The organism is Streptomyces sp. NPDC002888, assembly GCF_042888465.1.
Taxonomy (GTDB): Bacteria; Actinomycetota; Actinomycetes; order Streptomycetales; family Streptomycetaceae; genus Streptomyces.
The window spans coordinates 352,179-378,631 of sequence record NZ_JBIAPU010000003.1; the positions used below are offsets into that span (position 1 = coordinate 352,179).

Genomic DNA, 26,453 nt, shown 5'->3' on the forward strand with positions numbered 1-26,453 from the left:
AGCGGACCGCTCGGACCGCTCTTCCAGGCCCCGTGGGCGTCACACCGGGTCCGGTACGGGCAGGGGCCGCTTCTCGATCGCCGCCGCCATCACCTCCGGGAAGAGGTCGGGAGTACAGGCGAACGCCGGTGCGCCGAGCGCCGCGAGCGCGGCCGCGTGCTCCCGGTCGTAGGCGGGAGCCCCCTCGTCGGACAGCGCGAGCAGCGTCACGAACTGCACGCCCGACGCCTTCATCGCCGCGACCCGCTTCAGCATCTCGTGGCGTATCCCGCCCTCGTAGAGGTCGCTGATGAGCACGACCACGGTGTCGGCGGGCCGGGTGATCTGCGACTGGCAGTACGCGAGCGCCCGGTTGATGTCGGTACCGCCGCCGAGTTGCGTGCCGAACAGGACGTCGACGGGGTCGTCGAGCTGGTCGGTGAGGTCGACGACCGCCGTGTCGAAGACGACGAGCCGCGTGCTGATCGACCGCATGGACGCGAGCACCGCCCCGAACACCGACGCGTACACGACCGACGCCGCCATCGACCCCGACTGGTCGATGCACAGGACGACGTCCTTCTTCACGGACCGCGACGCCCGCCCGTAGCCGACGAGCCGCTCCGGCACGACCGTCCGGTACTCCGGCACGTAGTGCTTGAGGTTGGCCGCGATCGTGCGGTTCCAGTCGATGTCGCGGTGGCGCGGCCGGTTGACGCGGGCGCTGCGGTCGAGGGCGCCTGTGAGGGTAACCCGGGTGCGGGTGGCGAGCCGCTTCTCCAGGCCCTCGACGACCTTGCGCACGACGGCCCGTGCCGTCTCCTTGGTCGTCTCCGGCATGGCCTTGTTGAGCGAGAGCAGTGTGCCGACGAGGTGCACGTCGGCCTCCACCGCCTCGAGCATCTCGGGCTCCAACAGCAGCGTGGACAGCCCGAGCCGGTCGATGGCGTCACGCTGCATGACCTGGACGACGGAGGAGGGGAAGTACGTCCGGATGTCCCCGAGCCAACGGGCCACGGACGGCGCCGACGCCCCGAGCCCCGCCGAACGGTCCTTCCCCGTCTGGCGTTTGTCCCCTCTTCCGTAGAGCGCGGTGAGCGCCCCGTCCATCCCGGCGTCCCGTCCGGCGAGCGCACACCCGGTACCGTCCGCCGCGTCGCCCCCGAGCACCAGCCGCCATCGGCGGAGCCGCTCCTGCGCCGGGTCCATCGGCTCGGTCGTCATCCGCGCACCTCCGTGCGACGCCGGTCCCAGAGCGGGACCACCGTCACGGTCGTCGTCGGGCGGTCCTCCGCGCGGAGGCCTCGCCCGTCCCGGCCGGAGGCCACCACTTCGCCGCGCCCCTCCCCCGGTTCCACCAGTCCTTCGGTCGTCATCCCGCCACCCCCACGAGGTCGTTGTCGTCGGCCTTCTCCCGGTCGCCGTCGAGTCCCAGCAACAGCCGCACCACCGGCAGGACGGCATCCGCACGGTCGGCGTCGAGTTCGGATGCGAAGCCGGGTATGCCGGCCGCCGCCCCCGCCGCGCTCCCCCGCTCCCCCGGCCCCCGCCGGACCAGCTCGCCCAGCGTTCTGCGCACTCCCGGCTCGTACGCCGAGAACGTCCGCCGCAGCAGCGGCAGCACATCCGTGAACGCCTCCGCCGGCACGCCCGTCAGCCAGGCGTCGACCAGTCCGAGGAGCCGCTCGTCGTGCACGAGCAGCATCCCGCCCCCGGATCCGCCCCCGACGAACCCCTCGATCCACGCGGCCGCATCCCCCGGCGGCGTCCCCGGAGACAGCACGAGCCCCATGAGCCGCGCCGCCTCGCCCTGCCCCAACCCCCCGTCGTCCAGCAACAGCCGCACAGCCCGCCCCCGTACGACCCCGGGCACGCTGTCCCGCACGGACAAGACCCGCAACACGCCACGCCACCGCCCTCGCAGGTCAGGGGCGAGGGCCGGGGCGGGGGCGCGCTCCGGTGTGCGGCCGTGACCCGGCGCGGCCGCCTGACCCGGCGCGAGGGCGTCGCCCGCATCGCCCTGTTCGGGCACCGCAGTGGCACTCGGGACGGTCCTGTCCGGTCCCGTGGCCTCGCCCAGTAGCCCCACCGCTGTGTGCACCGCGTCCACATGGCCCCGCATCTCCTCCGCCGCGTCCGTGTCCAGACCGGCGCAGGCCGGGGGCAGGCCGACGAAGACGCGCTCGGCGAGACCCGCGGCGACCTCGGCGAGCGCACCGGTGTCCGTGCCGCGTACGTCGCCGTAGCGGAGGGAGCGGACCAGGGCGGGCAGGGCCTGGGCGAGGTGGCCGACGTCCGTGTCGAGCGCCGCACGGTCGGCGAGGACCTGCATCACGGCGGGCAGCGCGCCGGGCAGGCCGGCCAGCAGGCAGTGCTCGGCGAGCGAGGTGACGTCGGCGAGACCCTGCGCGGCGACGGCGTCCGCCTCTGCCTTGGCGGTCGCGGCGGCGAGCACCGTCGTCCCCCACACCCCTGCCTCGGCGACCCGCACGGACAGCTCCGGTTGCCAGCACAATCGCCAGGTCTCCCGGAACGTGCCCGTGCTGCCGCGCGAGGCGACCGGCTCCCCCCAGCCGACGCCCAGCAGCCGCAGCCGGTGCAGCAGCCTGCTGCGCTCGGCGTCGGTCTCCTTGCGCAGGTCGATCTCCATCTCGCGCTCCTGCGCCTCCGGTTTGAGCCGCAGCCGTCGCTGGAGCCGGTCGAGGTCACGCTGCAACGGCACCGCCGGCGCCGTCCGCGGCACCTCCCCCAGCACGTCCCCCACGACCAGCCGGTCCCGTACCAGCGCCAGCGGCACGTCCGAGCCCTCGCACATGACGGCCCGCACCGCGTCGGTCGTCTCGCTCAGGCCGGCCAGCGGGCGGCCGCGCATCACCGCGAGCGTCTCGGCCAGGCGTACCGCCTCGATGACGTGCGCCGAGGAGACGATCCGGTCCTCGGCACGCAACAGCCCCGCCACCCTCGTCATCCACCGCTCGACGGGCCGGTCCGGCGCGGCGAAGAGATGCCCGTACCAGCCCGGCGAGTCGATGCCGGCGCCGTACCCGCTGAACCGCGACAGCCTGCGGTACGTCCACGGCACCCACGTCATGTCCGCCTTCACCTTGGGCAGCGCCTTCAGCAAGGCCCGGTCCGCGGCGACGGCGACCTTCCGCCGCAGCGCGGGCACGTGCCAGGCCCCGCACACCACGGCCACCGCGTCCCCGAACTCCCGCTGGGCCGCCCGTACCTGGAGCCGCATGTAGGCCTCCCGCACGAGGTCCCGGTCGTGCCCCCCGTGGCCGTACGCCTCCCGCAGCGCCCCCATGGCCTCCTCCAGGACGGCGAACGGCGCGAACGCGTCCCGCTCCCCCGCACCCCGGTGCTCGACGACGTCCTCCCACCACCGCTCGGCGTCGTCGTAACCGGCGGCATCGGCGAGCACGGCGAGCGGATCGACACGAACATCGTCGTCAGAGGCGGTCTCGTGGGCCTCCGGCAGCCCTGGCGCAGCGCTCCTCTCCCACGCCAACGTGTGCGTGGCAGGAAGGTCGATGAACCGGGCCGGGACCCCGTGCTCCAGGGCCCAGCGGATCGCGACCCACTCCGGGGAGAACTCGGCCATCGGCCAGAACGCCGAGCGGCCGGGCTCGTCGACCGCGTGGGCGAGCAGGGCGACCGGCGGCCGCATGTCCTCGTCGGCGGCCAGCGGGATCAGCGCGTCGGCCTCGGGCGGACCCTCGATCAGCACCACCCGTGGCCGCGCCGCCTCCAACGCCCGCCGCACCGCCCGCGCCGACCCCGGCCCGTGATGCCGCACCCCGAGCAGCAACGGCCCCACACCGAACACCGTGCCCACATCCCCCTCATTCCCGGCGCCGGCCGCACGCTGCTCCTCGTGGCCCACCGCTCCCTCAACTCCCCCCGTCGCCATGCCGTCCCCCTCCCCTCCGGGCCCAACTCGAGTCGTCGCCCCCGCGGTTGCCGCTGCTCAGCTCCCCGCTCGCCGCACGCCCCGCGTCGCTCATGCGCTCACCTCCCGGCAGGCCCGGTAGAAGTCCTTCCAGCCGTCGCGTTCGCGGACTACCGCCTCCAGGTACTCCTGCCAGACGACGCGGTCGGCCGCCGGATCCCGTACGACGGCGCCGAGGATGCCCGCGGCCACGTCGCCGGCCCGCAGTACGCCGTCGCCGAAGTGGGCCGCGAGGGCTAGGCCGTTGGTCACGACGGAGATGGCCTCCGCGGTCGACAGGGTCCCGCTGGGCGACTTCAGCTTCGTACGGCCGTCGGCGGTGACCCCGTCGCGCAGTTCGCGGAAGACGGTCACGACACGGCGGATCTCGTCGACGCCGTCGGGCGCGGCGGGCAGGTCGAGGGAGCGGCCGATCTGGTCGACGCGCCGCGAGACGATGGCCACCTCGGCCTCGACGCTCTCCGGCAGCGGCAGCACCACCGTGTTGAAGCGGCGGCGCAGGGCGCTGGACAGGTCGTTGACCCCGCGGTCGCGGTCGTTGGCCGTGGCGATCAGGTTGAAGCCGCGGACCGCCTGCACCTCCTGGCCCAGCTCCGGAATGGGCAGTGTCTTCTCGGACAGGACCGTGATGAGCGTGTCCTGCACGTCGGCCGGAATGCGGGTCAGCTCCTCGACGCGCGCCGTCATCCCGTCCGCCATGGCCCGCATGACCGGGCTGGGGACGAGGGCGTCGCGGCTCGGTCCGTGCGCGAGCAGCCGTGCGTAGTTCCAGCCGTAGCGGATGGCCTCCTCCGGTGTCCCGGCCGTGCCCTGCACCAGCAGGGTCGAGTCGCCGCTGACCGCCGCCGCCAGGTGCTCGGACACCCAGGTCTTCGCGGTGCCGGGCACGCCGAGCAGGAGCAGGGCGCGGTCGGTGGCGAGCGTGGTGACGGCGACCTCGACGAGGCGGCGTGGTCCCACGTACTTCGGTGTGATCACCGTGCCGTCCGACAGGGTGCCGCCGAGGAGATAGGTGGCGACCGCCCACGGCGACAGCTTCCAGCGGTCCGGGCGCGGACGGTCGTCCCGGGCGGCCAGCGCGGCGAGTTCACCGGCGAAGGCATCCTCGGCGTGCGGGCGCAACGCCTCGGTCGATTGCTTCTCACTCGGTTCCACGAACGTCGGGTCGACGGACACAGACATGGCTGAGGTCCCCTCCAGCTCGGCCGGTTCGGATCTGGTGTCCACCGTGCACCACGGCACTGACAATGCGTTCCGACCTGCGGAAACGCACTGCGGCAGGCGATCGCGGGACCGATTGTCAGTGGTGGGATCTACCTTCGATGGCATGACTCAGCAGGGGGTGCGCTGGACCGCGGACCAGGTGCTGGCACTGGCGCCTGACACCACGTCACGCAAAGCGGGAAGCAAACTCGGCGCGGCCGGGCCGTGGTCCGAGACGGGCAGTTCTGACGAGGGAGCGGTGTGGGGCCTGTGCAAGGGCAGCGGCAGCACGCCGTACCGGACGGTCGTGGATGTCGGGGACGTGTCCGGTCCCGCGTACAAGTGCAGTTGTCCTAGCCGCAAGTTCCCGTGCAAGCACGCGCTCGGGCTGCTGCTGCTCTGGTCGGGCGGAGACACATCGGTGCCCCGGGGGCGGTCGGCCCCGGACTGGGCCGAGCCATGGCTCGCGGGGCGGCGCAGGCGCGCGGAGGAACAGCGGGCGGCCGGCCCGGAAGGCTCCGCGTCCGGCTCCGCTGACCCCGAGGCGGCGCGGCGCAGGGCGGAGCGCCGGGCCGAGCGGGTCACCGCCGGGGCGACGGAGCTGGAGCAGCGCCTGGCGGACCTGCTGCGCGGCGGCCTGGCCTCGGCGGAGCAGACGGGGTACGGGCTGTGGGAGGAGACGGCGGCCCGCATGGTCGACGCCCAGGCACCGGGACTGGCCGCGCGGGTGCGGGACCTGGGGGCGGTCCCGTCCTCCGGTCCCGGCTGGCCGGTGCGCCTGTTGGAGGAGTGTGCGCTGCTGCATCTCCTCGACCAGGGCTGGCTGCGTCGCGAGCAGCTCCCCGACGCCCTGGCGGCGACGGTCCGCTCCCGCGTCGGCCTGCCCACCGCGGCGGACGGCCCGCCGATACGCGACCGCTGGCTGGTCCTCGCCCAGTACGACACGGGGGACGCGAAACTGACCACCCGCCGCATCTGGCTCCACGGCGCCGAGTCGCACCGCACGCCCCTGGTCCTCTCCTACGGCGCCGCCGGCCGGGCTCCGGAACTGACGCTGCCGGTCGGGCTGGTCCTGGAGGCGGAGGTGTCCGCGTATCCGGGCGCGGGGCAGCAGCGTGCGGCCCTGGGCGAGCGGTTCGCGCCGCCCGCACCGACCGCGCTCCGCCCCTCGGGAGTGACGACCACACAGGCGGCCGCCCGCTACGGCGAGGCCCTGCGCGACGACCCCTGGCTGGACTCCGTCCCGGTGACGCTGGACCGGGTCGTACCGACCCCGGACGGCGACTCCTGGCAACTGGCGGACGCCGACGAGGACTCGGCACTTCCGCTCACCCCCGCCGCGCGCTCCCGCCCCGGACTGTGGCGCCTGGTCGCCCTCTCGGGCGGCGCCCCGGTGAAGGTCTTCGGCGAGTGCGGCCACCGCGGCTTCACCCCCCTGACGGCCTGGCCGGAGGGCGCGGGAGAGGCGGTACGGCTGTGCTGACGAGCGGTCAAGCGCCCCGTCCCGTTCAGCAGGCCCCACGCCCCGCAGAACACCCCCAGCACCCACAGCACCCACAGCACCCACAGCACCCACAGCACCCACAGCACCCAAGGGAAGGGAACCATGAGCACACCCTCCGACTGGGAGAACCTCGTCACCACCGCACTGCTCGGAACGGACCGGCGTACGCCCCCGGGCCACGGGCCGGGGCGGGAGGCGCCGGTGGGGTTGCTTGACGCGGCGGCCGTTCAGACCGTACGACGGCGGGCCGGGTTGCGGCCCGCGCGGGCCGCGCGGCGCCCGGAGGCTGCTTCCGAGGACCCGCGCCCGGCGCTGCCCGACGCGGCGGTCCGCAGGCTCGCGATGCTGCTGGCCGACCGTTCCGCCCCGGGCGGCGGCGGTCGCAGAGGTACGGCACCGGACCTCATGGAGCTGTTGCCCCAGTGGCTCGCGGCGGCGAACGCCCGGGGTTACGCCGCGCCTCCGCATGCGCTGCCCGCGTTGCTGGACGCGGCCCGGGGGCGTACGGACCTGCGGCCGGCGGCACTGGCGTTCGCGGGGCCGCGCGCGCTGTGGCTCGCCCGGCTGAACCCGGACTGGCGGTTCGCCCTGCGCGCCACGCCCGGCGGGGGCGCGGCGCTGCCGGGTCCGGAGGAGGCCGCCCGGGTCCAGCAGCTGTGGCAGGAGGGCCTGTTCGCGGAGCGGGTCGCGCTGCTCGCGGCGATACGGACGCGTGAGCCGGTGGCCGCGCGGGAGCTGCTCGCGGCGACGTGGTCGACGGAGCGGGCCGAGGACCGGCTGATGTTCCTCGACTCGCTGCGCACGGGCCTCGGCCCCGAGGACGAGCCGTTCCTGGAGCAGGCCCTGTCCGACCGCAGTCGCAACGTACGGGCGACGGCGGCGGAGTTGCTGTCGGCGCTGCCCGAGTCGGCGCTCGCCGCGCGCATGGCGGACCGCGCCGGGGCCTGCGTGGCCGTCGACCGCACGCGGGACGCTCCGACGATCGTCGTGGAGGCGCCGCACGAGTGCGACGCGGGCATGGAGCGTGACGGCGTCGTGGCCAAGGCGCCCGCGGGCCGGGGGGAACGGTCCTGGTGGCTGGGGCAGTTGGTGGAGGCGACGCCGCTCGGCGCCTGGCCGGGGCGGCTGGGCGGGCGTACGCCCCGGGAGATCGTGGCGCTGCCGGTGGCGGACGACTGGCAGGGCGAGCTGCACGCGGCGTGGTGCCGGGCGGCGGTGCGGCAGCGGGACGCCGAGTGGTCGCGGGCGCTCCTCGGGGCACCCGCCGCACCCGAGGCCGGCGGCCCGGGCGCGGTGTCACTGGCCGAGCGGGCCAAGCTGCTCGGCGCGTTGGACGCCGCCGAGCGGGCCGAGTGGGTCGCCGGGTTCATCGGGACGCACGGTCTGTCCGAGGCGTTTCAGCTGCTCGGGGTGTGCGCGGTGCCCTGGGCCCCGCCGCTCGGGCGGGCGGTGGTGGACGCGCTCAACATCGCGCGGGACGCGGGGAGTTATCCATGGAGCTTCAGCGGGGTGATGGGGCTGGCCGAGCGCTGCCTCGACCCGTCCGAGGCGAGCCGCCTCGACGGTCTGCTGGCGGTGCCGGACGAGCCGGAGGACGCCTCGCCCGGGGCCGGGGGGTACTGGGCGGAGGCCTTCCAGCGTCTGGTCACGACGTTGCGCCTGCGCGCGGCGATGACCGAGGAGCTGAAGCCGGAGCCGGCGTAGGGCCCGGGCCCGTCACCCCGACCCACTGCCGGTCGCCCCGGCCCACTCGCGCCTCTCGCGTGCTAGGCCTCCGCGGGCTGGTGCACGTTGGCCCGTACCCAGTCCACGATGGACTGCGTCGTCGCGCCGGGCGTGAAGATCTCGGCGACGCCTTTCTCCTTCAGCGGAGGGATGTCCGCCTCGGGGATGATCCCGCCGCCGAAGACGAGGATGTCCTCCGCTTCGCGCTCCTTGAGCAGGTCGATCACCGCGGCGAAGAGCGTGTTGTGGGCGCCGGAGAGGATGGACAGGCCGATCGCGTCGGCGTCCTCCTGGATCGCGGTGTCCACGATCTGCTCGGGGGTCTGATGGAGCCCGGTGTAGATGACCTCCATACCGGCGTCGCGCAGCGCCCGCGCGATCACCTTGGCCCCGCGATCGTGGCCGTCGAGCCCCGGCTTGGCCACCACCACGCGGATCGGACCGGCTGCCACACCCATCACTGCCTCCATGAAGCGACTACATCCATCCGTACCGATACATCCATGCATACCGGGTCATGGGTACCGACAAGTACCGCACGTGTCACGCGTGCAACTACAGCTCGTCTGTACCGCACATTCCTCCGCCCACTGCACCGGATGCGCCGCTGCGGCAGGGAATCCCGCACTCCGCCAGCCGGGGAAGTGAACGAACGTTATCTCCAGCATCCCGCAACCGGCAGTTTCGCGGTGGACAGCGAGGGGGAAATCACACGATGGGACAAACGTTCACCACGCACCGTTCCCCAGGGACCGGCGCAAAGGGGAGCCGCAACGAGCGAGACCGGCACGCAGCACGGGCGAGGACGACCGCCTTCGCCGCGACTCCCCCCGAGAGCACCCGGGGGACAGGGCCGTTCTCCGGTGTGCCGACAGGAGGTCGGCCATGAAGGTCACCAGGGTGCTGATGCCCTTTCTCCCCCTCTGCCAGCGGCTCCTGCCGACCAGACTGGCGGGACTCTCCGTGGCGCTGCTGAAGGCGACCGCCCTGGAGATCGCGATCCTCACGGGCCACCTCCTCCTCTATCCCTCCGGCATCATCCAGGAGCGCCGCGGCGATGCCGACCCCCTTCCCCCCTCGCCGGACACGGCGCGGCTCCCGACCGAGGCCAAGCCGCCGGTCGTCCTGCTGCACGGCTTCATCGACAACCGGTCCGTCTTCGTCCTGCTGCGCCGCAACCTCGCCCAGCACGGCAGGCAGCAGATCGAGTCGCTCAACTACTCGCCGCTGACCTGCGACATCCGCACCGCCGCCGAGCTGCTCGGCCGGCACATAGACGAGATCTGCGACCGCACGGGCAGCGAGCGGGTCGACATCGTCGGGCACAGCCTCGGCGGACTGATCGCCCGCTACTACGTCCAACGGCTCGGCGGCGACCTCCGGGTGCGCACGCTGGTCACCCTCGGCACACCGCACGCGGGCACCCGGGTGGCACCGCTGGCGAACGCGCACCCCATCGTGCGCCAGATGCGCCCCGATTCGGAGGTCATGGAGGAGCTGAGCCGGCCCGCGCCCGGCTGCCGTACCCGGTTCGTCAGCTTCTGGAGCGATCTCGACCATCTGATGGACCCGCTGGAGACCGCCCGCATCGACCACGCCGATCTGCGCGCGGACAACGTGCAGGTCACAGGGGTGGGCCATCTCGCCCTGCCAGTCCACCCGGCGGTCGCGGCCGGAATACGCCAGGCCCTCGACACCCCCGACACCGCCTTGCCGGGAGCGCCGGCCGCCCGCGCCGGCGGTCTGACCGTGGCGTGAGAACCGGCGCGACGAGCCCCCGTCACAGCCGAATTACAGCGCCCTGACAGCCGCCAGACATCGAACATTCTTCGAACACAAGGCCAAACCCGCGTCCGCAGTTCCCCGAAACACGGCCGAATGCCCCTTTCCCCGGGGCACGAAACCTGAGGAAGATTGTCGCGCCCGCGTACCGCCGGGTACAGTCACCGCACTGCTCTGGCAGCCCCTGTCGTCGAGGCGAAAGAGAAGTTGGTGAACGATCGTCACCCGTCGGGGGCCATGACCTCCCCGGCCTCGGACGCCGCCTCGGCGCAGTACGCGTCGTACGGCGGACAGGAGGCCCAGTACGGCGACTTCACCACGCACGGCAGCTATGACGCGAGCGGTTTTGACACCGGCGGCCACGGCACGGCCACGTTCGCCACGGACCCCCTCTTCGGCGACCTGCCCGGCGAGGCCCAGAACACCGGCTCGTACGACGCCGGCCAGTGGTCCACCGGCAGCCACCACACGCTGAACCACGACCCGTACGCGGCCCAGCACCACGCCACGTACGACACGGGCGCGTACGAGTCCACCTCCTGGGCCGCGGACCCCCAGCAGCTCTCCGTCATCCCGTCGCAGGCCACGGCCCCCGACGCCAGCGGCCAGTGGGACGCGAGCGCCTGGCTCCAGCCCGACCAGTCCGGCGCCCCCGCCGACCAGACCCAGCACTGGGAGTGGGGCACCCAGACCTTCGACACCGGCGCCTACGACGCCACGCAGTGGAACTCCGACGGCGGCTCCACCCCCACCACCGGGGAGTACGAGCAGCAGGCCCAGTTCGAGCAGCAGGCCCCCTTCGAGCAGCAACAGGGCTTCGAACACCAGCCCTCGTTCGACGAGCAGCAGGCGTCCTTCGACGAACAGTCCGTGCCCTTCGACCAGATGGCGACCGCGACGTTCGAGAACGTCTCCTTCGACGAGCCCGCCCCGGGCGACGGTGACCCGGCCGCGACCGGCGAACTGCCCGCCGTCACCCCGCTCCTCGACGACCAGGAAGAGGTCATCCCTCTCCCGGGCCCGCGCACGGCTGCCCGCGGCAACCGTTCCCGCCGCCGTCCGCCCGCGAAGCGCTCCGCGCTGCTGACCATCGCCGTGCCTTCGGCATGTGTGATGGGCGTCGCCGGGATCGCCGCCGCGTCGGTCGGGACCCTGACCGGCGACGACAAGGACACCACGGCCTCCGCCGCGGACGCGGAGACGAAGTCGGTGAAGCCGTCCACCGCCAACAACGTGCTGGACAACCAGCTCAAGAGCCTGAGCGCCGAGGCGGACGACTTCGCCGACCGGGCCAGCCGTACGCAGGAACGCATCGACCTCAAGGCGCAGCAGGAGGCCGAGAAGAAGAAGGCGGCGGCGGAGGCGGCCCGCAAGGAGCGGCTGCGCCCCAAGTACGCCCTGCCGGTCGGGCAGCACGGGCTCAGCGCCTACTACGGCCAGGCCGGCATCAACTGGATGTCCGTCCACACCGGCATCGACTTCCCCGTCTCGTACGGCACGACCGTGATGTCCGCGACCGACGGCACCGTACGGACGCAGTGGAACAGCGCCTACGGCAACATGATGATCGTGACGGCGAAGGACGGCACGGAGACGTGGTACTGCCACCTCTCCAGCTACCGGGTCTCCTCCGGCACGACGGTGAAGGCCGGCGAGCCCATCGCGTTCTCCGGCAACTCCGGCAACTCGACCGGACCTCACCTGCATTTCGAGGTGCGCCCCGGCGGCGGCTCGGCGGTGGACCCGCTCCCGTGGCTGCGCAGTCACGGAATCGACCCCACGTAAAACGTTCTTGCAGCTCCGTAAGTACGCACCGAGCCCCCGCTGTTCGGCGGGGGCTCGGTGCGTCAGAGCTTGGTTTCAGAACCTCGTGTCAGAGCTTCTCGACCGGCGCGTAACGCAGGAGCAGCCGCTTCGGCTTGGTGTCCCCGAAGTCGATCGTCGCCTCGGCGTTCCCGCCCGTGCCCTTGACCCCGACGACCGTCCCGAGTCCGAACTGGTCGTGCGTCACCCGGTCGCCGACGGCCAGTGAGACCACCGGCTTCTCCGAGGTCCGGCGCGTGGCGAAGCCGGAGGCGCCCGAGGCCGACGACCGCGAGCGGGACGACGACAGCGAGGCCGCGACCCCGGAGACCGGAGCGGCCGGGGCGGCCTGGGCCCCCGTCCGCTTCCACTCCAGGTGCTGGTCCGGGATCTCCGCCAGGAACCTCGACGGCGGGTTGTACGAGGGCTGTCCCCACGCGCTGCGCAACGTGGACCGCGTGAGGTACAGCCGCTCCCGCGCGCGTGTGATGCCGACGTAGGCCAGGCGCCGCTCCTCCTCCAGCTCCTTGGTCTGGCCGAGGGCACGCATGTGAGGGAAGACGCCGTCCTCCATGCCGGTCAGGAAGACGACCGGGAACTCGAGGCCCTTGGCGGTGTGCAGGGTCATCAGGGTGATGACGCCGGAGCCGTCCTCGTCCTCGTCGGGGATCTGGTCGGAGTCGGCGACCAGGGCCACCCGCTCCAGGAAGTCGGAGAGCCCGCCCGAGGCCTCGCCCTCGCCGGACTCCTGCTCGAACTCCAGGGCCACGGCGGCGAGTTCCTGGAGGTTCTCGATACGGGTCTCGTCCTGCGGGTCGGTGGAGGCCTGCAACTCGGCGAGGTAGCCGGTGCGTTCGAGGACCGCTTCGAGGACGGTGGCCGGTCCGGCTCCCGACTCGACGATCGTGCGCAGATCCTCCATCAGCGTGTTGAACCGCTTGACGGCGTTGGTCGACCGCGCGGCCATACCGTACGCCTCGTCCACGCGGCGCAGTGCCTGCGGGAAGCTGATCTTCTCGCGCTGGGAGAGGGCGTCGATCATCGCCTCCGCGCGGTCGCCGATGCCCCGCTTGGGCACGTTGAGGATCCGGCGCAGCGGGACCGAGTCCTCCGGGTTGGCCAGCACGCGCAGGTAGGCCAGGACGTCCCTGACCTCCTTGCGCTCGTAGAAGCGGACGCCGCCGACGACCTTGTAGGGCAGGCCGACGCGGATGAAGACCTCTTCGAAGACACGGGACTGGGCGTTGGTGCGGTAGAAGACGGCGACGTCGCCGGCCTTCGCGTCGCCCGCGTCCGTGAGACGGTCTATCTCGTCGGCGACGAACTGCGCCTCGTCGTGCTCCGTGTCGGCGACGTAGCCCGTGATGCCCGCGCCGGTGCCCGCCTTGGTCCACAGGTTCTTGGGGCGGCGGGACTCGTTGCGCTCGATGACCGCGTTGGCCGCGCTGAGGATCGTCTGGGTGGAGCGGTAGTTCTGCTCCAGCAGGATCGTCGTCGCGTCCGGGTAGTCCTCCTCGAACTGGAGGATGTTGCGGATGGTCGCGCCGCGGAAGGCGTAGATCGACTGGTCGGCGTCGCCCACGACGCAGAGCTCGGCGGGCGGGACGTCGTACTCGCTGGGCGGGACGTCGACGGGGTGCTCGGAGGTGCCGACGAGCTCGCGGACGAGGGAGTACTGCGCGTGGTTGGTGTCCTGGTACTCGTCGACGAGGACGTGCCTGAAGCGGCGGTGGTAGTGCTCGGCGACGTCCGGGAAGGCGCGCAGCAGGTTGACCGTCGTCATGATCAGGTCGTCGAAGTCGAGAGCGTTCGCCTCACGCAGCCGCGACTGGTAGAGGGCGTAGGCCTGGGCGAGGGTCTTCTCGAAGCCGTCGGTGGCCTGCGCGGCGAAGTCCTCGTCGTCGATCAGCTCGTTCTTGAGGTTGCTGATCTTGGCGCTGAAGGACTTGGGCGGGAAGCGCTTGGGGTCGAGGTCCAGGTCGCGGCAGACCAGGGCCATCAGGCGCTTGGAGTCGGCGGCGTCGTAGATCGAGAACGACGACGTGAAGCCGAGCTTCTTGGACTCGCGGCGCAGGATGCGCACGCACGCGCTGTGGAAGGTCATCACCCACATCGCGTTCGCGCGCGGGCCGACGAGCTGCTCGACGCGCTCCTTCATCTCGCCCGCGGCCTTGTTGGTGAAGGTGATCGCGAGGATCTGGCCGGGATGCACGTTCCGCTCGCCGAGCAGGTGGGCGATGCGGTGGGTCAGCACGCGGGTCTTGCCGGAGCCTGCGCCGGCCACGATGAGCAGCGGGGAACCGGAGTGCACGACGGCGGCGCGCTGGTTCTCGTTCAGCCCCTCCAGGAGCGCGGCCGGGTCCACCGCCGGGCGCGGGGCGCCGTCGCGGTAGTACGCCTCCCGGTCCGGCGGCACGTCGAACTTCCCGCCGAACAGATCGTCCGGGATCGGCTCCGGTACGTGATCGTCGTCGGGCGGTGGCGGAGGCTCTTCCCCATGGCCCTTCGGGGCCTGGAGGTCCGCCAGGAAGCTGTCGTCAAAGAGGCTGCTCATCGCTCTCCGAGTCTAGGGCGCCCCACCGACAACCGACCGCCGCCCCGAAAACATCCCCGGAATCAGAAGCCGAGGATCTTCCGGACCCGACCATCACGCCACATTCCCACCCTCCGAATCCACCTCATTACGGTCAGCAATGCGTGCACCAAACATGCATAACCTGACCCAAAACTCACCACACTGGTCACCCCAAGCCGACACCTGAGCCCGGGTCACGAAAATGTATCGGGCATATCACCCATCAACCTTCACAGGGGCCACACCAGTTGGCTACCGTGCCGGGCAGGCCGTACGACCCCCACCGGCGAACGTCGCCGGGCCGCGCGGCCTCCGCCGAGTCCGCCCGCGCCGCACATGCCGGCCGGAGCCGGGGACCCACCGAGACCTTGGGGTGAATCGGCCCGACTCTCCTGACGGGGAGAGGGCCGTAGGGCAACCCTTCCGAACCACCCGCCCGAACCCGACAGCTAACCCGGTAGGCGGACGATGGAAGGAGTCGCCTCCCTTGGCGTCGCAGCACCGCAAGCCCCGCTCTGCGGGCACGCGCGTGGCGGGCATACGCACGCCCGCCCTCGCCACGGCCGCCCTCACCTCCGTGGCCCTGCTCTCCCAGACGGCGAACGCCGCACCCGCGGACGACAAGCCGAGCCTCGAGGAGGTCGAGAAGAAGGTCGACGACCTCTACCGTCAGGCGGAGTCGGCGACCGAGAAGTACAACGCGGCCAAGGAGAAGACCGCGAAGCAGCGCAAGCAGGTCGACACCCTCCTCGACGACGTCGCCAAGCGCGCGCAGAAGCTCAACGAGGAGCGCGAGCGGCTCGGCTCATACGCCGCGGCCCAGTACCGCACCGGCGCGGCCGCGCCCGACACCGCGACCTTCCTGCTGGCGGACTCCCCGCAGGACTACTTCGACCAGACCCAGCTGATGGACCGGATGACCGGTCGTCAGAAGCAGGAGGTCGACGACTACTTCGCCGAGCAGTCGGCGACGATGAAGAAGCGCCAGGAGGCCGGCGAGAGCCTCTCCACGCTCACCGACTCGCAGAACGACCTGAAGACCGCCAAGACCACCGTCCAGACGAAGCTATCCGACGCGCGCGAGCTGCTGTCGAAGCTGACGGCGGAGGAGAAGGCGCGACTCGCGGCGATCGAGAAGCGGAAGCAGGAAGCGGCCGCGCGCAAGGCGGCGGAGCTGGCGAAGCAGCAGGCGGCGCAGCAGAAGGCCCAGGAGGAGGCAGCGGCCCAACAGGACAGCCCCTCGTCGTCCTCGTCCTCGTCCTCGTCTTCGTCGTCCTCCTCGTCCTCGTCGGCCCCCGCCGACTCCTCGTACGCCACCAAGGCCGACAAGGCGCTCGCCTTCGCCCGCGCCCAGATCGGCAAGCCGTACGTGTGGGGCGCCACCGGCCCGGACTCCTACGACTGCTCCGGCCTCACCCAGGCTGCCTGGAAGGCCGCCGGCGTGGACCTCCCCCGCGTCACCTACGACCAGGTCAACGCCGGCACCACGGTCTCCCTCGCCAACGCCCAGCCCGGTGACCTGGTCTTCTTCTACGACGACATCAGCCACGTCGGCCTCTACATCGGCAACGGCATGATGATCCACGCCCCGAAGCCGGGTGCGTACGTCCGCGAGGAGTCCATCTACTACGACGGCGAGTCGTCGATCTACAGCGTCGTACGACCGGCCTGAGACACCTGGGCGGCCGACCGGGTGGGGGCACGCGCGCGTGGAGTGCCTTATCCGCGCCCGCGGCGAGGTGGCTCCTTAGCATCGGGGCATGCCCCGAACCTCCCCCCTCCGCGCCTGGTGGGCGCAGCGTTCGCCGGCGACCGGGGCCGCTCTGATGGCGACCGGCATCCTGGCGGTCGGTCTGTGGTCGGCGGGGTACGAGGCGCTGTCCCGGGTCGCCCTCGGAGCGGCGTCGGCCGCGTGGCTGGCCCTGGCGGCGCACTTCGTCGTACGGCTGCTGTGGGAGCGCGAGAGGTGGGTGGCGGAGGCGGCCACGCCGGGCGCGCTCACGGCGGTCGCCGCCACCACGGTGCTCGGCACCGGCTTCTCGGCCCTGGGACAGCAGACCGTCGCGGCGGCTCTGCTGGCGCTGTCGGCGGTGCTGTGGCCGGGGCTGCTCTTCACCGTCGTACTGCGCTGGCGGCGGCGCATGCCGGGGACGGTGTTCCTGGGCTGTGTGGCCACGCAGGGGCTCGCCGTACTGGCCGCCACCCTCTCCGGGGCCGAGGCGACCGACTGGCTCGCGCACGCCGCTCTGGTGCTCTTCTGGCTCGGTCTGGTGCTCTACTGCGCCGCGCTGTTCTGCTTCGACCCCCGGCAGGTGACCGAGGGCGCGGGCGACCAGTGGATCGCGGGCGGCGCGCTCGCCATCTCGGCGCTCGCCGGGTCGAAGCTGCTCGCCGCCGACAGCGCGCGCCTGTATCTGTGGAACGACGACGACGGCGGCGTCCTGCGCACCGTGACGATCGGGCTGCTCGTGCTCGACCTGTGCTGGTACGCCGTACTGCTCATCGCCGAATGCGTCCGGCCGCGCCCGCACTACGACGAGTGCCGCTGGGCGACGGCGTTCCCGATGGGGATGACGGCGGCGGCGATGCTGTCCGTCGCCGCCGCCCTCGACGTCTCATGGCTGAAGGGGCCCGGTCAGGCGCTGCTGTGGATCGCGGTGGCGGTGTGGCTGGCCGTCGCCGCGGGTGCGGTACGGGCGGCCTGGGCGGCCGTCAGGGCCGAGGTCACGTCCACAGCACCGCGATGAAGATGTTCGCCGTGGTCAGCGCGCCGACCAGCCCGAACAGGCCCTTGTCGACCTTCTCGTCGTCCCGCTTCACGTAGACGAGACCCAGGATCACGATCAGCAGGGCCAGCTTCACGCCGATCTTGATGTTGTTGACCGGCTGGTCGTCGGCCTGGTTGAGGCCGACCAGGATCACGCCGGTGACCAGCATCGTCAGCGCGCCGTGCAGCATCGCGGGGACGAAGCGGGCGGTGCCCTGGCCCATGGCCTTCATCTGCGTGAGGAAGCCGCCGAGGAGGGAGGCGATGCCGACGATGTGCAGGCCGACGAAGAGATGGATGAGTACGTCCATGAAGCCGGAGCCTAATGAGGGGCCGCAGGCCGTCCGACACCGGCCCACTGGTTGCATATATGCGCCCCATAGCACTCCGTCACAACCGCGTGTTCCGGAATCCCCAGTTCGGTCATCGCTCTGCGTGAAGGCGGCGAGCCCGGAACGGGATCACGGTCACTTAAGGTCACCCTTCGGTCCGCTCACGCCAGTTCCGCACAACGCGTTACATGCGCGTCACTCTGCGGCCTAACGTCCTCCCCCAGGTGACCGGCTCCCCACCGCCGCCCGGGCCAGGGGCGGCAGTCGGCCACCACCGCCGAGAAGGTCCGGCGGCGGCTCGCTCCCCTGTGCAGGCCGCCGCCGGACGCGGAACCGTCCCCGGCGGTCGTACGTCCGCTCCCCCGCGGCTACGCCCCCGACGGCCGTGCGCTCTCCCCCGGCGTACGGACATGGCGGTCGTACGAAAGGACGTGCAGGTCCACGTGGCAGCGCACCGCAAGCCCAGACAGCGCTCGCTCAGCGGCAATACGGCCCGGACGGCCGCAACGCTCGCCCTGGCGGGCGCGGCGACCGCGACGGGCTTCGACGGAACCGGACACGCAGAGCCGAACCTGACCCCGGCGCAGGTCAAGGCCAAGGTGGACCAGCTGTACCAGGAGGCGGAGGCCGCCACCGAGAAGTACAACGGCGCGAAGGAGCGGGCGGACACGGCCGAGCAGCGACTGGGCTCACTGCGGGACCAGGCCGCGCGCAAGGAGGAGCGGCTCAACGTGGCGCGGGAGGCGCTGGGTTCGATCGCCGCGGCCCAGTACCGCAGCGGTGGTCTCGACCCCGCGATGCAACTCGCCCTGTCCGACGACCCCGACCAGTACCTGGACGGCGCCGCCTTCGCCGAACGGGCCGGCTACCGGCAGGCGGGCGCCGTCGCGCGGGTACGCAAACAGCTCCGGGAGATCGAGCAGTTGCGCGGGGCCGCGCGCGTCGAGCTGACCTCGCTGACGTCGCAGCAGGCCCAGCTGCGACAGCACAAGAAGACGGTCACCGGAAAGCTGGGCGCGGCCCGGCGGCTGCTGTCCCAACTCGGCGCCGAGGAACGCGCGCGGTTCGGCGCGGGCGGCTCGGGCACGGACCGCGCCTCACGCGACGCGACGGGCGCCCGCGACAGCCTCCAGGCTCCCGGGTCGGCGACCGTGGGCGCACCCAACTCCCGTGCCGCCGCGGCCGTCTCGTACGCCTACAGCAAGCTCGGCAGCCCCTATGTGTGGGGCGCGACCGGACCCGACTCCTTCGACTGCTCCGGTCTCACCCAGGCCGCGTACCGCTCCGCCGGCATCTCCCTGCCCCGCACGACCTACACCCAGATCAACGCCGGCCGCCGCGTCTCCCGCTCCGAACTCCGCCCGGGTGACCTGTTGTTCTTCTACTCCGGCATCACGCACGTCGGCATCTACATCGGCGACGGCCGCATGATCCACGCCCCCAACCCGTCGGCCCCCGTCCGGGTGGCCCCGCTGGACGAGATGCCGTTCGCGGGGGCGACCCGGGTGGTGTGAGGACCGGGTGGGTGGCATGGCTGGAAACGAAACCCGAAACCTGAGGCCCGTAGTCCGTCGCCGTCGGTGTCAGACCAGTCGTCGTGCCGTCGCCCACCGGGTCAGCTCGTGGCGGTTGGACAGCTGCAGTTTCCTGAGGACCGCCGAGACGTGGGACTCGACGGTCTTCACGGAGATGAAGAGCTGCTTGGCGATCTCCTTGTAGGCGTAGCCACGGGCGATGAGGCGCAGGACCTCGCGCTCGCGCTGGGTGAGGCGGTCGAGGTCCTCGTCGACCGGCGGGGCGTCGGTGGAGGCGAAGGCGTCCAGGACGAACCCGGCGAGGCGCGGGGAGAAGACCGCGTCGCCCTCCTGGACACGGAAGACGGAGGCGACGAGGTCCGAGCCCGTGATCGTCTTCGTGACATAGCCCCGGGCGCCGCCGCGGATCACACCGATCACGTCCTCCGCCGCGTCCGAGACGGACAGGGCGAGGAACCGCACGGGCTGCTCGGCGTCGGCCATCAACGGAGCGCAGCGGCGCAGGACTTCGACGCCGCCGCCGCCCGGGAGGTGGACGTCGAGGAGGACCACCTCGGGCCGGGTCGCGGTGATGACCGTGACCGCCTGGTCCACGTCCGCCGCCTCGCCGACGACCTCGACGCCGGTCTGCTCGGTCTGTCCGATCTCGGCCTGTACGCCGGTGCGGAACATGCGGTGGTCGTCGACGAGGACCACGCGCACATGGCGTCCGCCCGCGCCGCCCGTGGACTGCTCGGGCGCGGCCGCCTCCCCCGCTCCCGCCGTTTTGTTCTGCTCGGTCGGGTCGCTCATGACGTCTTCTCCGCCCTCTCCATCTCCAGCTCGACCTCCGTGCCGCCGTCGGGCACCGCGCGCAACCGCGCCGTGCCGCCGTTGCGCTCCATGCGGCCGATGATCGATTCTCTAACGCCCATGCGGTCGGCGGGTATCGAATCGAGGTCGAAGCCCGGGCCGCGGTCCCGGACGGACACGAAGACCGTCCTGCCCTCGACTTCGGCATAGACCTGCACGGCGCCGCCCTCGCCACCGTACTTGGCGGCGTTCACCATCGCCTCGCGCGCGGCCTGCATCTGGGCGCCGACCCCGTCGTCGAGCGGGCAGTCGCCCACGACGACGACCTCTATGGGGACGCCGTGCTTGTCCTCGACCTCCGCGGCGTTGCGCCGGACCGCGTCGGCGAGGTTGGTCGGTTCGTCGGCCTCGTTCTTGCCGGTGCCCTCGGGTTTGTAGAGCCAGGTGCGCAGGTCGCGCTCCTGGGCGCGGGCGAGGCGGCGCACCTCGCCCACGTTCTCCGCGTTGCGTTGGATCAGGGTCAGGGTGTGCAGCACCGAGTCGTGGACGTGGGCGGCGACCTCGGCGCGTTCCTGGGCGCGGATGCGCATCAGGCGCTCCTCGGAGAGATCCTGCGTCATACGGACCAGATACGGCCCGGCGAGGAGCGTTATCCCGACGAGGACGGCGAGGGCCGCCTGCAGGACGGAGCCGAGGTGGGCGGCGGAGCCCTGGAGGACGAAGATGCCGGAGGTACCGGCGGTGACGAGGAGGACACCGCCGCCGGCGCGCAGCAGCGTGAGCGTGCGGCGACGGCTGCCGACCTCGACCCAGCGGGCCCGGCGGGCGTTGTCCGCCTGGCGCCAGACGAGGGCGACGCCCGCGCCGACGAGGACCGCGGGCAGCAGATACACCTTGGCGCCGCTGCTGAGGTTGACGCTGCCGACGAAGACGATCGCCACGACGACCATGAGCAGCAGGGCGACGATCTGCCCCTTGTCCGGCTTGCGCGCGACGAGCCGGCGGCGGCCGTCGGGTGAGGTCTCGGCGGTGACGAGGGACGGGGGTTTCTGGTCGCCGACGCCGCCGACGCCGAGCGGCACGAAGAACCAGAACGCGCCGTACAGCAGGGCGCCGAGGCCGTCCGCCATGAACAGGCCGACGAAGACGAGCCGCACCCAGATCACGGGCAGCCCGAGATGCCCGGCGAGCCCTCGCGCCACCCCGCCCAGCCAGCGTCCGTCGCTGCTGCGGTAGAGCTTGCGCGGGGGCCGCGGTTCGGCGAGTGGCACTGCGGCGGCTTCCGGCATGCCATCGATGTTCACACGGGCGGCGGCCCGGAGCATCAGGGTCGACCCCTAGGACGCCCCTGATCTTCGAACGGCGGGCCGGTCGAACGGTTCCCCGCGTCGGCTCAGGGGCGATATCAGGGTCCGACCAGGGTCGTTCCGGCTCCCGCCGAGGCGCCTCGCCCGTCACCATGGACGCATGACCGATCACCAGCACGCCGCGGACGCGGTGCCCGACGAGGGCGCCGCGCCCGACGCGCACCCCGCAGCCGGTGCGGCGCCCCGCAGCGGCGCCGGTGAATCCGGTGGTGCCGGCGGAGCCGGTGCCGGCCGAACCGGCGCCAGTGGAGCGCATGCCAGTAAAGCCGGTGCCAGTGGCACCGATGAAGAAGGAGCGGTCGAGGAGGCCGACGCCCCGCACCGGTTCCGGCGCGACCGGCGGCACAAGATGATCGCCGGGGTGTGCGCGGGGCTCGGGCGGCAGTGCGACATGGACCCGGTGATCTTCCGGATCACGCTCGCGGTGCTCTCCGCGACCGGCGGCATCGGCCTCATCTTCTACGGCTTCGCCTGGCTCTTCGTTCCCTACCGGAGCGAGGACGAGCACGAGGTGCGCAAGCTCCTCACCGGCCGGGTGGACGGGCAGGCGCTGGCGGCCGTGCTGTTCGCGCTGGTCGGCTGCGGGGTCTTCCTGTCCATGCTGAAGAACGGCGGCGTGCTGACCTTCTCCGTCGTGCTCTCCCTCCTCCTCGCGGGCGCCGGATACTGGTCGCCGCGGCGCGGCGCGCCCGACCCCGATCCGCTGGCCGCCCAGGCCGCGGCCGACGCGCCCCCGGAGGCCCAGGCGCCGCCGGTCCACGCTGCCTACCCCTCCTGGTGGCGCGAGCCCATCGTCAAGGACGGCACCCACGTCGGAGGCACCGGCTACCTCTGGGGCCCCCGCGACTCCACCGACCGGGACATCGCGGCGGCCGTCAACATCGGCCGCGGCACCGACGGACGCGACCGCGCGGACATACACGCGCTGCGTGCCCGGCCCCAGCCCAAGCCGCGGGGACCCCGCTGGATCGGCGGCTGGGTCTTCCTGCTCGCTGTGTTCGCCGGCGTCCTCGGCACCCGGATGACCTGGGACGACCATCCGCTCGGCACCAGCCTTCAGACGGGGCTGTCCTTCGCGCTCGTCGTCCTCGGAATGGGCATGGCCCTCAGCGCGTTCCTCGGGCGCATGGGAGCCGGGTCGGTGTTCCTGGCGATCGTGACGGCGGGCCTCCTCGCGGGTTCGGCGGCGCTGCCCAAGGACATCGGCACACAGTGGATACGTGAGACATGGCGGCCTGCCGCGGTGGCGGACGTGCGGCACGAGTACGACCTGGGCACCGGCGTCGGCACCCTGGACCTGTCCGGGCTGGACCCGGCCAGGGGACAGACGGTGACCGCGCGGGCCGAGGTGGGGGTGGGCCGGCTGCGGGTGATCGTGCCGCCGGACGTGACCGTGAAGCTGAACATCGACGTGGGCCTGGGGGACATCCAGTTGCCGGGCGACGACTCGAAGGACGTGGATGTGGAACCGGGCAGGTACAAGGAGGTGACCCTGGCGCCGACCTCGGGCGGCAAGGGCACCGGCACGCTCGACCTCGATCTCCGGGTCGGCGTGGGACAAGCGGAGGTGAGCCGTGCTGCGTCATGAGTTCCAGCCGGGGAGGCTGGTCGCCGGTACGTTCCTCACCCTGGCGGGCGTCCTCTACGCCGGGGACGCGGGCGGCCTCTGGGACACCCCGTGGTTCGTGGTGATCCCGGTCGTCACGGGCGGGCTCTGCCTGGCGGGCGCGGTCTCCTTCCTCACCCGCGGCATACGACGACGCCGCCGTTCCCCCGCCACTGAGCCTCCGTCAGCCCGGCCGGCGGGGCCGGCGTGAGCGGAGGAGGCCAGAACAGGGATCGGCGGCCTGTGGCCTACCGATACCCGCCGCCTCGTCGGCGCTTGCGAATGACGGCGTCCACGGAGAGGACGGGGGCGCCTGCCAGGACGAGGGGGATCCAGGCCATGAGGTACGCGAGGTCGTTGCCGTAGTAGTACGGGTCGGAGGCCCAGCTCACGGTCAGCCACAGGCTGAGGGAGATCAGCGCGCCGCCGAGTGCGGCGATGCGGGTGAGAAGGCCGAGCAGGGCGCCGATGCCGACGGCGAGTTCACCGAAGGCCATGGCGTAGCCGAAGCCGACGGGGTTCTTCAAAGCCATGTCGACGAGGGCCGGGATGGCCGAGGAGTCCCGGACGGCGCGCATCGTGTCGCCGATGGAGCCGGCGCCGGAGTCCTTGAGGAAGGCGGCGTCGGTGAGCTTGTCGAGGCCGGCGTAGATGAAGGTGACACCGAGGAAGACGCGGAGCGGGAGCAGGGCGTAGCGGGTGGCGCTGTCCCGCCAGCTGTGCCCGCCGTCGAGATGGGGGATGTGGGTGTCCGAACGCATGCCGTGAGTCATGGCTCCTAGCCGCCTCTCGCCGCCGTGACATGGCCCCTCAACAGACCATACGTACGAAACGGAGGCTCCGCTCACCCTTCGTCCGGACACGCAAGGATTTCCCGGCTCCGGCGTCTTCCGGAGCCCGGCCTACCGCCACGTAGCCCCTCGACCGGCAATCACTCCGTCACATCGATCGCATACCGGTTCGTCTCCACCCCCGCCGCGGTCACCACCTGGACCTCCACCTGCCCGGGTTCCACATCCGCGGGGACGGGCACCGTCAGGACGGCGTCGGTGGGGTTGCTGAAGCCGCCGGCGACCGGGACGAGGGGGACGTGGACGTTGACGGGGCCGATGCGGACCACCATCCGTGACAGCCGGTCGGCGGCGTGCGCACCCGACGGTACAAAACCGGCGCCCCGGATCTCGATGTCGTCGCCGGTGCGGATCGGGGCGTCGAGGTCACCGGCCTCCCGGGCCCGGACCACGGAGAGGATCACGGGCCGGCCGCCCTCGGCGTACTTGCCCGCCAGATACGTGGCCGCCGACACCAGCACGACGACAGCGAGCCCCCACGGCAGGTCGGGCAGCTGGTCGGGGCGGCGGGCGAGGCGTACCGCCGCGAACGCCAGGGCGACGGCGCTGATCACGACGTACTGAATGTCGGCGAAGGTGCCCCGGCCCGAGTCGTCGGTGAGCAGGTCGGCGGCGCGCGGCCGGTCCGCCCGGACCTTCTGCAGCCGCTGCCCGAGCACCCGCAGCCCGACCACCCGCCGCACCAGGACCGCGATCCCGCAGACCACCGCGAGGACGGTCACGACACCGGCGCCGCGGGCGAGTTCGAGCCCGGCGATCAGCGCGTCCCGCTGGGCGTTGCCGGAGGCGGCGGCCAGCTCTCCGACGAGCACGAGCACCGCGTAGGCCACGAACAGCACCCATGCCGTGGCCACCGCGCGCGAGGTGGACAGGCGGTTGTCCTCGCCGATGACGGGGGCCAGCACCCCGCCCCGGGCACGGTGGAACCAGGACGCGGCCGTCAGCGCGCCACCCACGAGCACCGCGGCGAGCAGTCCCGCCGTGCGCGCCGCGGTCCAGCCCGCGCCGATCGCCGTGAGCGCCTGGACCAGGAGCAGCACGACGACCGACGCCCACACCGTGACCGCGGTACGGCCCCACAGGCGGGCCAGCCATGCGGCGCCCTCGGCCCGGCCGCGCTCGGCGACGAGTTCCGCGGACTGCGCCAGTTCCTCCGAGACCCACTGGCGGGAGGCCGAGGCCGAGTGGGCCACGGCGGCGGGCAGTCCCTGCCCGGCTGCGAACTCGTCCCGTCTCAGCAGGAATTCGGCCACCGCCCGCCGGTGTCCCGCGCGTGCCCCGTGCGGGCAGTCCCCGCAGGTGCAGCCGCCTCCGTGCGCGCCCATGTCCGCGCCCTGTCTCGCCTCTTGGACCGCCACGTCCGCCGCCCGCCTTCCCCACGAACCAAGACGGCCGGTGGCCCTGCGCAGCCTCCGACCACCGCCTACTTCTCCCGTGCCACACCCCGCGATGAAGCGAATTGTGCCCTACGTTCCCCGGGTCGCGTCCGGCAGGTGTGGTCAGTGCGGGTGAGGGTTGGGCCTCTGTATTGACCGGGCTGCGAGATTTTCGATATGGCCGATCATCCAGCGTGACGGGATCTGGGACTTCGACGGCACGACGATCAGGATCTCGCCGGGCCTGCACCGCTCCGTGCCGCTGTTCCGGCAGACGCACGGGGAGGTCGCCGTGCCCCTGGAGGCCGTCGCCGGCGTCGTCCGACCACCACGACGTACTGCTGCGCCGGCTGCGGGGGTTGGGCGAGCTGTACCGGGACGGGGTGCTCACGGACGAGGGGTTCACGATGACGTAGGCGGCGGTACTCAGAGGCTTCTGAGACACCTGGAGCGAGGTCGTCAGCTGAGCAGGTCGGGCTCGCTGCGGCTGATGTCCTGCCACAGCGGCTGGTAGTTGATCCAGGCCACCAGGTCGCCGCCGAGCTGCTCGCGGGTCGCCACCGCCAGTTTGTGGTCGATGAGGAGGGGCCGCCCGGCCGCCCGCGCCGTCAGCTGCACCTGACTGGACCGCTCCATCGACAGGAACCACCAGGCCGCCGCGTCCACCGAGTCCCCCACGGTCAGCAGCCCGTGGTTGCGCAGCACGAGCGCCTTGCGGGAGCCGAGCGCGCCCGCGACGCGCCGGCCCTCCTCGGCGTCGACGGCGACGCCGGTGTAGGAGTTGTAGAGGGCGTGATCCTCGTAAAACGCGCAGCTCTCCTGGGTGATCGGGTCCAGCAGGTCGCCGAGGGCGGCGAGGGCGCGGCCGTGCACGGAGTGGCAGTGGGCGACCGCGACGACATCGGGGCGGGCGGCGTGCACCCGGCTGTGCACGGTGAACGCCGCCTGGTTGACGTGGTAGCGGCCGTCGATCACCTGCCCGTCGGAGTTGGCCAGCACCAGATCACTCACGGTGACGTGCTTGAAGGGCATCCCGAAGGGATTCACCCAGAAGCAGTCGCTGAACTCCGGGTCGCGTGCGGTGATGTGCCCCGAGACTCCGTCCTCGAAGCCGAGCCGCCCGAAGATCCGCAGCGCACCCGCAAGCCGCTCCTTGCGGTGCCGGCGTTCGTCGTCCACCGAGTCGTGCATCGGCGGCATCGCGAACTGCAGCTGGTCGGTGGGCAGTGGCAGGGGCGGTGTGGGCCCGTGCACAGGTCCTCCTTCACTGGGTTGCTTCACGGGGCGGAAGTTACCGTCGGTCA

21 protein-coding genes, 1 pseudogene and 1 riboswitch are annotated in these 26,453 nt (G+C 72.2%); of the genes and pseudogenes, 10 read left to right on the plus strand and 12 right to left on the minus strand.

Translation table 11 applies throughout. The annotated features are described in order from the left end of the window. Positions 1-39: 39 nt before the first annotated feature. The 4 genes from ACFYWX_RS07095 to ACFYWX_RS07110 all read right to left on the minus strand — a co-directional run bounded on the left by ACFYWX_RS07095 (position 40) and on the right by ACFYWX_RS07110 (position 5,113). A complete protein-coding gene (locus ACFYWX_RS07095) occupies positions 40-1,203 on the minus strand; it encodes a VWA domain-containing protein (protein WP_389422955.1) in 1,164 nt (387 codons plus the stop codon). Then, complete coding sequence (locus ACFYWX_RS07100) at positions 1,200-1,355, minus strand: hypothetical protein (RefSeq protein ID WP_389422956.1); 156 nt, start codon at positions 1,353-1,355, stop codon at positions 1,200-1,202. The genes ACFYWX_RS07095 and ACFYWX_RS07100 overlap by 4 nt, the downstream gene beginning before the upstream one ends. Then, the gene (locus tag ACFYWX_RS07105) at positions 1,352-3,892 is read right to left on the minus strand and encodes a DUF5682 family protein (RefSeq protein WP_389422957.1); all 2,541 of its coding nucleotides are present in this window, start codon (positions 3,890-3,892) and stop codon (positions 1,352-1,354) included. The genes ACFYWX_RS07100 and ACFYWX_RS07105 overlap by 4 nt, the downstream gene beginning before the upstream one ends. A 90-nt stretch (positions 3,893-3,982) precedes the next feature. Next, positions 3,983-5,113, minus strand: coding sequence for an AAA family ATPase (locus ACFYWX_RS07110; RefSeq protein WP_389422958.1), 1,131 nt, complete (start codon positions 5,111-5,113; stop codon positions 3,983-3,985). Between the two features lie 145 nt (positions 5,114-5,258). Here ACFYWX_RS07110 and ACFYWX_RS07115 point away from each other — a divergent pair, with 145 nt between their 5' ends. Both ACFYWX_RS07115 and ACFYWX_RS07120 read left to right on the plus strand, forming a co-directional pair. Continuing rightward, on the plus strand, positions 5,259-6,617 hold the full coding sequence (locus ACFYWX_RS07115) for an SWIM zinc finger family protein (protein WP_389422959.1): 1,359 nt from the start codon (positions 5,259-5,261) through the stop codon (positions 6,615-6,617). Positions 6,618-6,740: 123 nt separating this feature from the next. Beyond that, the gene (locus ACFYWX_RS07120) at positions 6,741-8,342 is read left to right on the plus strand and encodes a DUF5691 domain-containing protein (protein WP_389422960.1); all 1,602 of its coding nucleotides are present in this window, start codon (positions 6,741-6,743) and stop codon (positions 8,340-8,342) included. Positions 8,343-8,404: 62 nt separating this feature from the next. Here the strand turns inward: ACFYWX_RS07120 and ACFYWX_RS07125 are convergent, their stop codons facing one another. Further along, positions 8,405-8,821 carry a cobalamin B12-binding domain-containing protein gene (locus ACFYWX_RS07125; protein WP_389422961.1) on the minus strand — a complete coding sequence of 139 codons (417 nt, stop codon included), beginning with the start codon at positions 8,819-8,821 and terminating at the stop codon, positions 8,405-8,407. Positions 8,822-9,248: 427 nt separating this feature from the next. On the opposite strand from ACFYWX_RS07125, the gene ACFYWX_RS07130 reads away from it, so the two are divergent. Together ACFYWX_RS07130 and ACFYWX_RS07135 are read left to right on the plus strand one after the other, a co-directional pair. After that, a complete protein-coding gene (locus tag ACFYWX_RS07130) occupies positions 9,249-10,121 on the plus strand; it encodes an esterase/lipase family protein (protein WP_389422962.1) in 873 nt (290 codons plus the stop codon). Positions 10,122-10,355: 234 nt separating this feature from the next. Continuing rightward, positions 10,356-11,930 carry a M23 family metallopeptidase gene (locus tag ACFYWX_RS07135; protein WP_389422963.1) on the plus strand — a complete coding sequence of 525 codons (1,575 nt, stop codon included), beginning with the start codon at positions 10,356-10,358 and terminating at the stop codon, positions 11,928-11,930. Between the two features lie 88 nt (positions 11,931-12,018). On the opposite strand, the gene pcrA is transcribed toward ACFYWX_RS07135, so the two are convergent. Then, positions 12,019-14,502, minus strand: a complete 2,484-nt coding sequence (pcrA, locus tag ACFYWX_RS07140) for a DNA helicase PcrA (RefSeq protein WP_389422964.1) — start codon at positions 14,500-14,502, stop codon at positions 12,019-12,021. Between the two features lie 339 nt (positions 14,503-14,841). Beyond that, a riboswitch (cyclic di-AMP (ydaO/yuaA leader) is annotated at positions 14,842-15,003 on the plus strand. A gap of 7 nt (positions 15,004-15,010) precedes the next feature. Here pcrA and ACFYWX_RS07145 point away from each other — a divergent pair. Together ACFYWX_RS07145 and ACFYWX_RS07150 are read left to right on the plus strand one after the other, a co-directional pair. Further along, complete coding sequence (locus ACFYWX_RS07145; RefSeq protein WP_389422965.1) at positions 15,011-16,195, plus strand: NlpC/P60 family protein; 1,185 nt, start codon at positions 15,011-15,013, stop codon at positions 16,193-16,195. An 88-nt stretch (positions 16,196-16,283) separates the two neighbouring features. Continuing rightward, positions 16,284-17,270, plus strand: a complete 987-nt coding sequence (locus ACFYWX_RS07150; RefSeq protein ID WP_389422966.1) for a tellurite resistance/C4-dicarboxylate transporter family protein — start codon at positions 16,284-16,286, stop codon at positions 17,268-17,270. On the opposite strand, the gene ACFYWX_RS07155 is transcribed toward ACFYWX_RS07150, so the two are convergent. Further along, entirely contained in the window at positions 17,248-17,601 is a 354-nt protein-coding gene (locus tag ACFYWX_RS07155; protein ID WP_389422967.1) for a hypothetical protein, read from the minus strand. The two genes, ACFYWX_RS07150 and ACFYWX_RS07155, sit on opposite strands and share 23 nt — an antisense overlap. A gap of 464 nt (positions 17,602-18,065) precedes the next feature. Here ACFYWX_RS07155 and ACFYWX_RS07160 point away from each other — a divergent pair, with 464 nt between their 5' ends. Beyond that, positions 18,066-19,136 carry an NlpC/P60 family protein gene (locus tag ACFYWX_RS07160; RefSeq protein ID WP_389423071.1) on the plus strand — a complete coding sequence of 357 codons (1,071 nt, stop codon included), beginning with the start codon at positions 18,066-18,068 and terminating at the stop codon, positions 19,134-19,136. A 69-nt stretch (positions 19,137-19,205) separates the two neighbouring features. On the opposite strand, the gene ACFYWX_RS07165 is transcribed toward ACFYWX_RS07160, so the two are convergent. After that, the gene (locus tag ACFYWX_RS07165; protein ID WP_389422968.1) at positions 19,206-19,949 is read right to left on the minus strand and encodes a LuxR C-terminal-related transcriptional regulator; all 744 of its coding nucleotides are present in this window, start codon (positions 19,947-19,949) and stop codon (positions 19,206-19,208) included. Continuing rightward, the gene (locus ACFYWX_RS07170) at positions 19,946-21,238 is read right to left on the minus strand and encodes a PspC domain-containing protein (RefSeq protein ID WP_389422969.1); all 1,293 of its coding nucleotides are present in this window, start codon (positions 21,236-21,238) and stop codon (positions 19,946-19,948) included. Before ACFYWX_RS07170 ends, ACFYWX_RS07165 begins: the two co-directional genes overlap by 4 nt. 178 nt (positions 21,239-21,416) lie before the next feature. Between ACFYWX_RS07170 and ACFYWX_RS07175 the strand changes: the two genes are divergently transcribed. Together ACFYWX_RS07175 and ACFYWX_RS07180 are read left to right on the plus strand one after the other, a co-directional pair. Continuing rightward, positions 21,417-22,904, plus strand: a complete 1,488-nt coding sequence (locus tag ACFYWX_RS07175) for a PspC domain-containing protein (RefSeq protein ID WP_389422970.1) — start codon at positions 21,417-21,419, stop codon at positions 22,902-22,904. Next, the gene (locus tag ACFYWX_RS07180; protein WP_389422971.1) at positions 22,891-23,133 is read left to right on the plus strand and encodes a hypothetical protein; all 243 of its coding nucleotides are present in this window, start codon (positions 22,891-22,893) and stop codon (positions 23,131-23,133) included. The genes ACFYWX_RS07175 and ACFYWX_RS07180 overlap by 14 nt, the downstream gene beginning before the upstream one ends. A 37-nt stretch (positions 23,134-23,170) precedes the next feature. Here ACFYWX_RS07180 and ACFYWX_RS07185 read toward each other — a convergent pair whose 3' ends face one another. Next, entirely contained in the window at positions 23,171-23,695 is a 525-nt protein-coding gene (locus ACFYWX_RS07185; RefSeq protein WP_389422972.1) for a DoxX family protein, read from the minus strand. Positions 23,696-23,853: 158 nt separating this feature from the next. Then, positions 23,854-25,131, minus strand: a complete 1,278-nt coding sequence (locus ACFYWX_RS07190) for a hypothetical protein (protein ID WP_389422973.1) — start codon at positions 25,129-25,131, stop codon at positions 23,854-23,856. A 193-nt stretch (positions 25,132-25,324) separates the two neighbouring features. Here ACFYWX_RS07190 and ACFYWX_RS07195 point away from each other — a divergent pair. Then, a pseudogene (locus tag ACFYWX_RS07195) lies at positions 25,325-25,486 on the plus strand (DUF4429 domain-containing protein); the annotation flags it as partial. Positions 25,487-25,608: 122 nt separating this feature from the next. On the opposite strand, the gene ACFYWX_RS07200 reads toward ACFYWX_RS07195, so the two are convergent. Continuing rightward, positions 25,609-26,403, minus strand: coding sequence for a class II aldolase/adducin family protein (locus ACFYWX_RS07200; RefSeq protein WP_389422974.1), 795 nt, complete (start codon positions 26,401-26,403; stop codon positions 25,609-25,611). Positions 26,404-26,453 lie beyond the last annotated feature (50 nt).

Coding starts and splice junctions, on each gene's coding strand:
- ACFYWX_RS07095 (WP_389422955.1), bottom strand. CDS start 1,203: ATGACGACCGAGCCGATGGACCCGGCGCAGGAGCGGCTCCGCCGATGG.
- ACFYWX_RS07100 (WP_389422956.1), bottom strand. CDS start 1,355: ATGACGACCGAAGGACTGGTGGAACCGGGGGAGGGGCGCGGCGAAGTG.
- ACFYWX_RS07105 (WP_389422957.1), bottom strand. CDS start 3,892: ATGGCGACGGGGGGAGTTGAGGGAGCGGTGGGCCACGAGGAGCAGCGT.
- ACFYWX_RS07110 (WP_389422958.1), bottom strand. CDS start 5,113: ATGTCTGTGTCCGTCGACCCGACGTTCGTGGAACCGAGTGAGAAGCAA.
- ACFYWX_RS07115 (WP_389422959.1), top strand. CDS start 5,259: ATGACTCAGCAGGGGGTGCGCTGGACCGCGGACCAGGTGCTGGCACTG.
- ACFYWX_RS07120 (WP_389422960.1), top strand. CDS start 6,741: ATGAGCACACCCTCCGACTGGGAGAACCTCGTCACCACCGCACTGCTC.
- ACFYWX_RS07125 (WP_389422961.1), bottom strand. CDS start 8,821: ATGGGTGTGGCAGCCGGTCCGATCCGCGTGGTGGTGGCCAAGCCGGGG.
- ACFYWX_RS07130 (WP_389422962.1), top strand. CDS start 9,249: ATGAAGGTCACCAGGGTGCTGATGCCCTTTCTCCCCCTCTGCCAGCGG.
- pcrA (WP_389422964.1), bottom strand. CDS start 14,502: ATGAGCAGCCTCTTTGACGACAGCTTCCTGGCGGACCTCCAGGCCCCG.
- ACFYWX_RS07150 (WP_389422966.1), top strand. CDS start 16,284: ATGCCCCGAACCTCCCCCCTCCGCGCCTGGTGGGCGCAGCGTTCGCCG.
- ACFYWX_RS07155 (WP_389422967.1), bottom strand. CDS start 17,601: ATGGACGTACTCATCCATCTCTTCGTCGGCCTGCACATCGTCGGCATC.
- ACFYWX_RS07165 (WP_389422968.1), bottom strand. CDS start 19,949: ATGAGCGACCCGACCGAGCAGAACAAAACGGCGGGAGCGGGGGAGGCG.
- ACFYWX_RS07170 (WP_389422969.1), bottom strand. CDS start 21,238: ATGCCGGAAGCCGCCGCAGTGCCACTCGCCGAACCGCGGCCCCCGCGC.
- ACFYWX_RS07175 (WP_389422970.1), top strand. CDS start 21,417: ATGACCGATCACCAGCACGCCGCGGACGCGGTGCCCGACGAGGGCGCC.
- ACFYWX_RS07185 (WP_389422972.1), bottom strand. CDS start 23,695: ATGACTCACGGCATGCGTTCGGACACCCACATCCCCCATCTCGACGGC.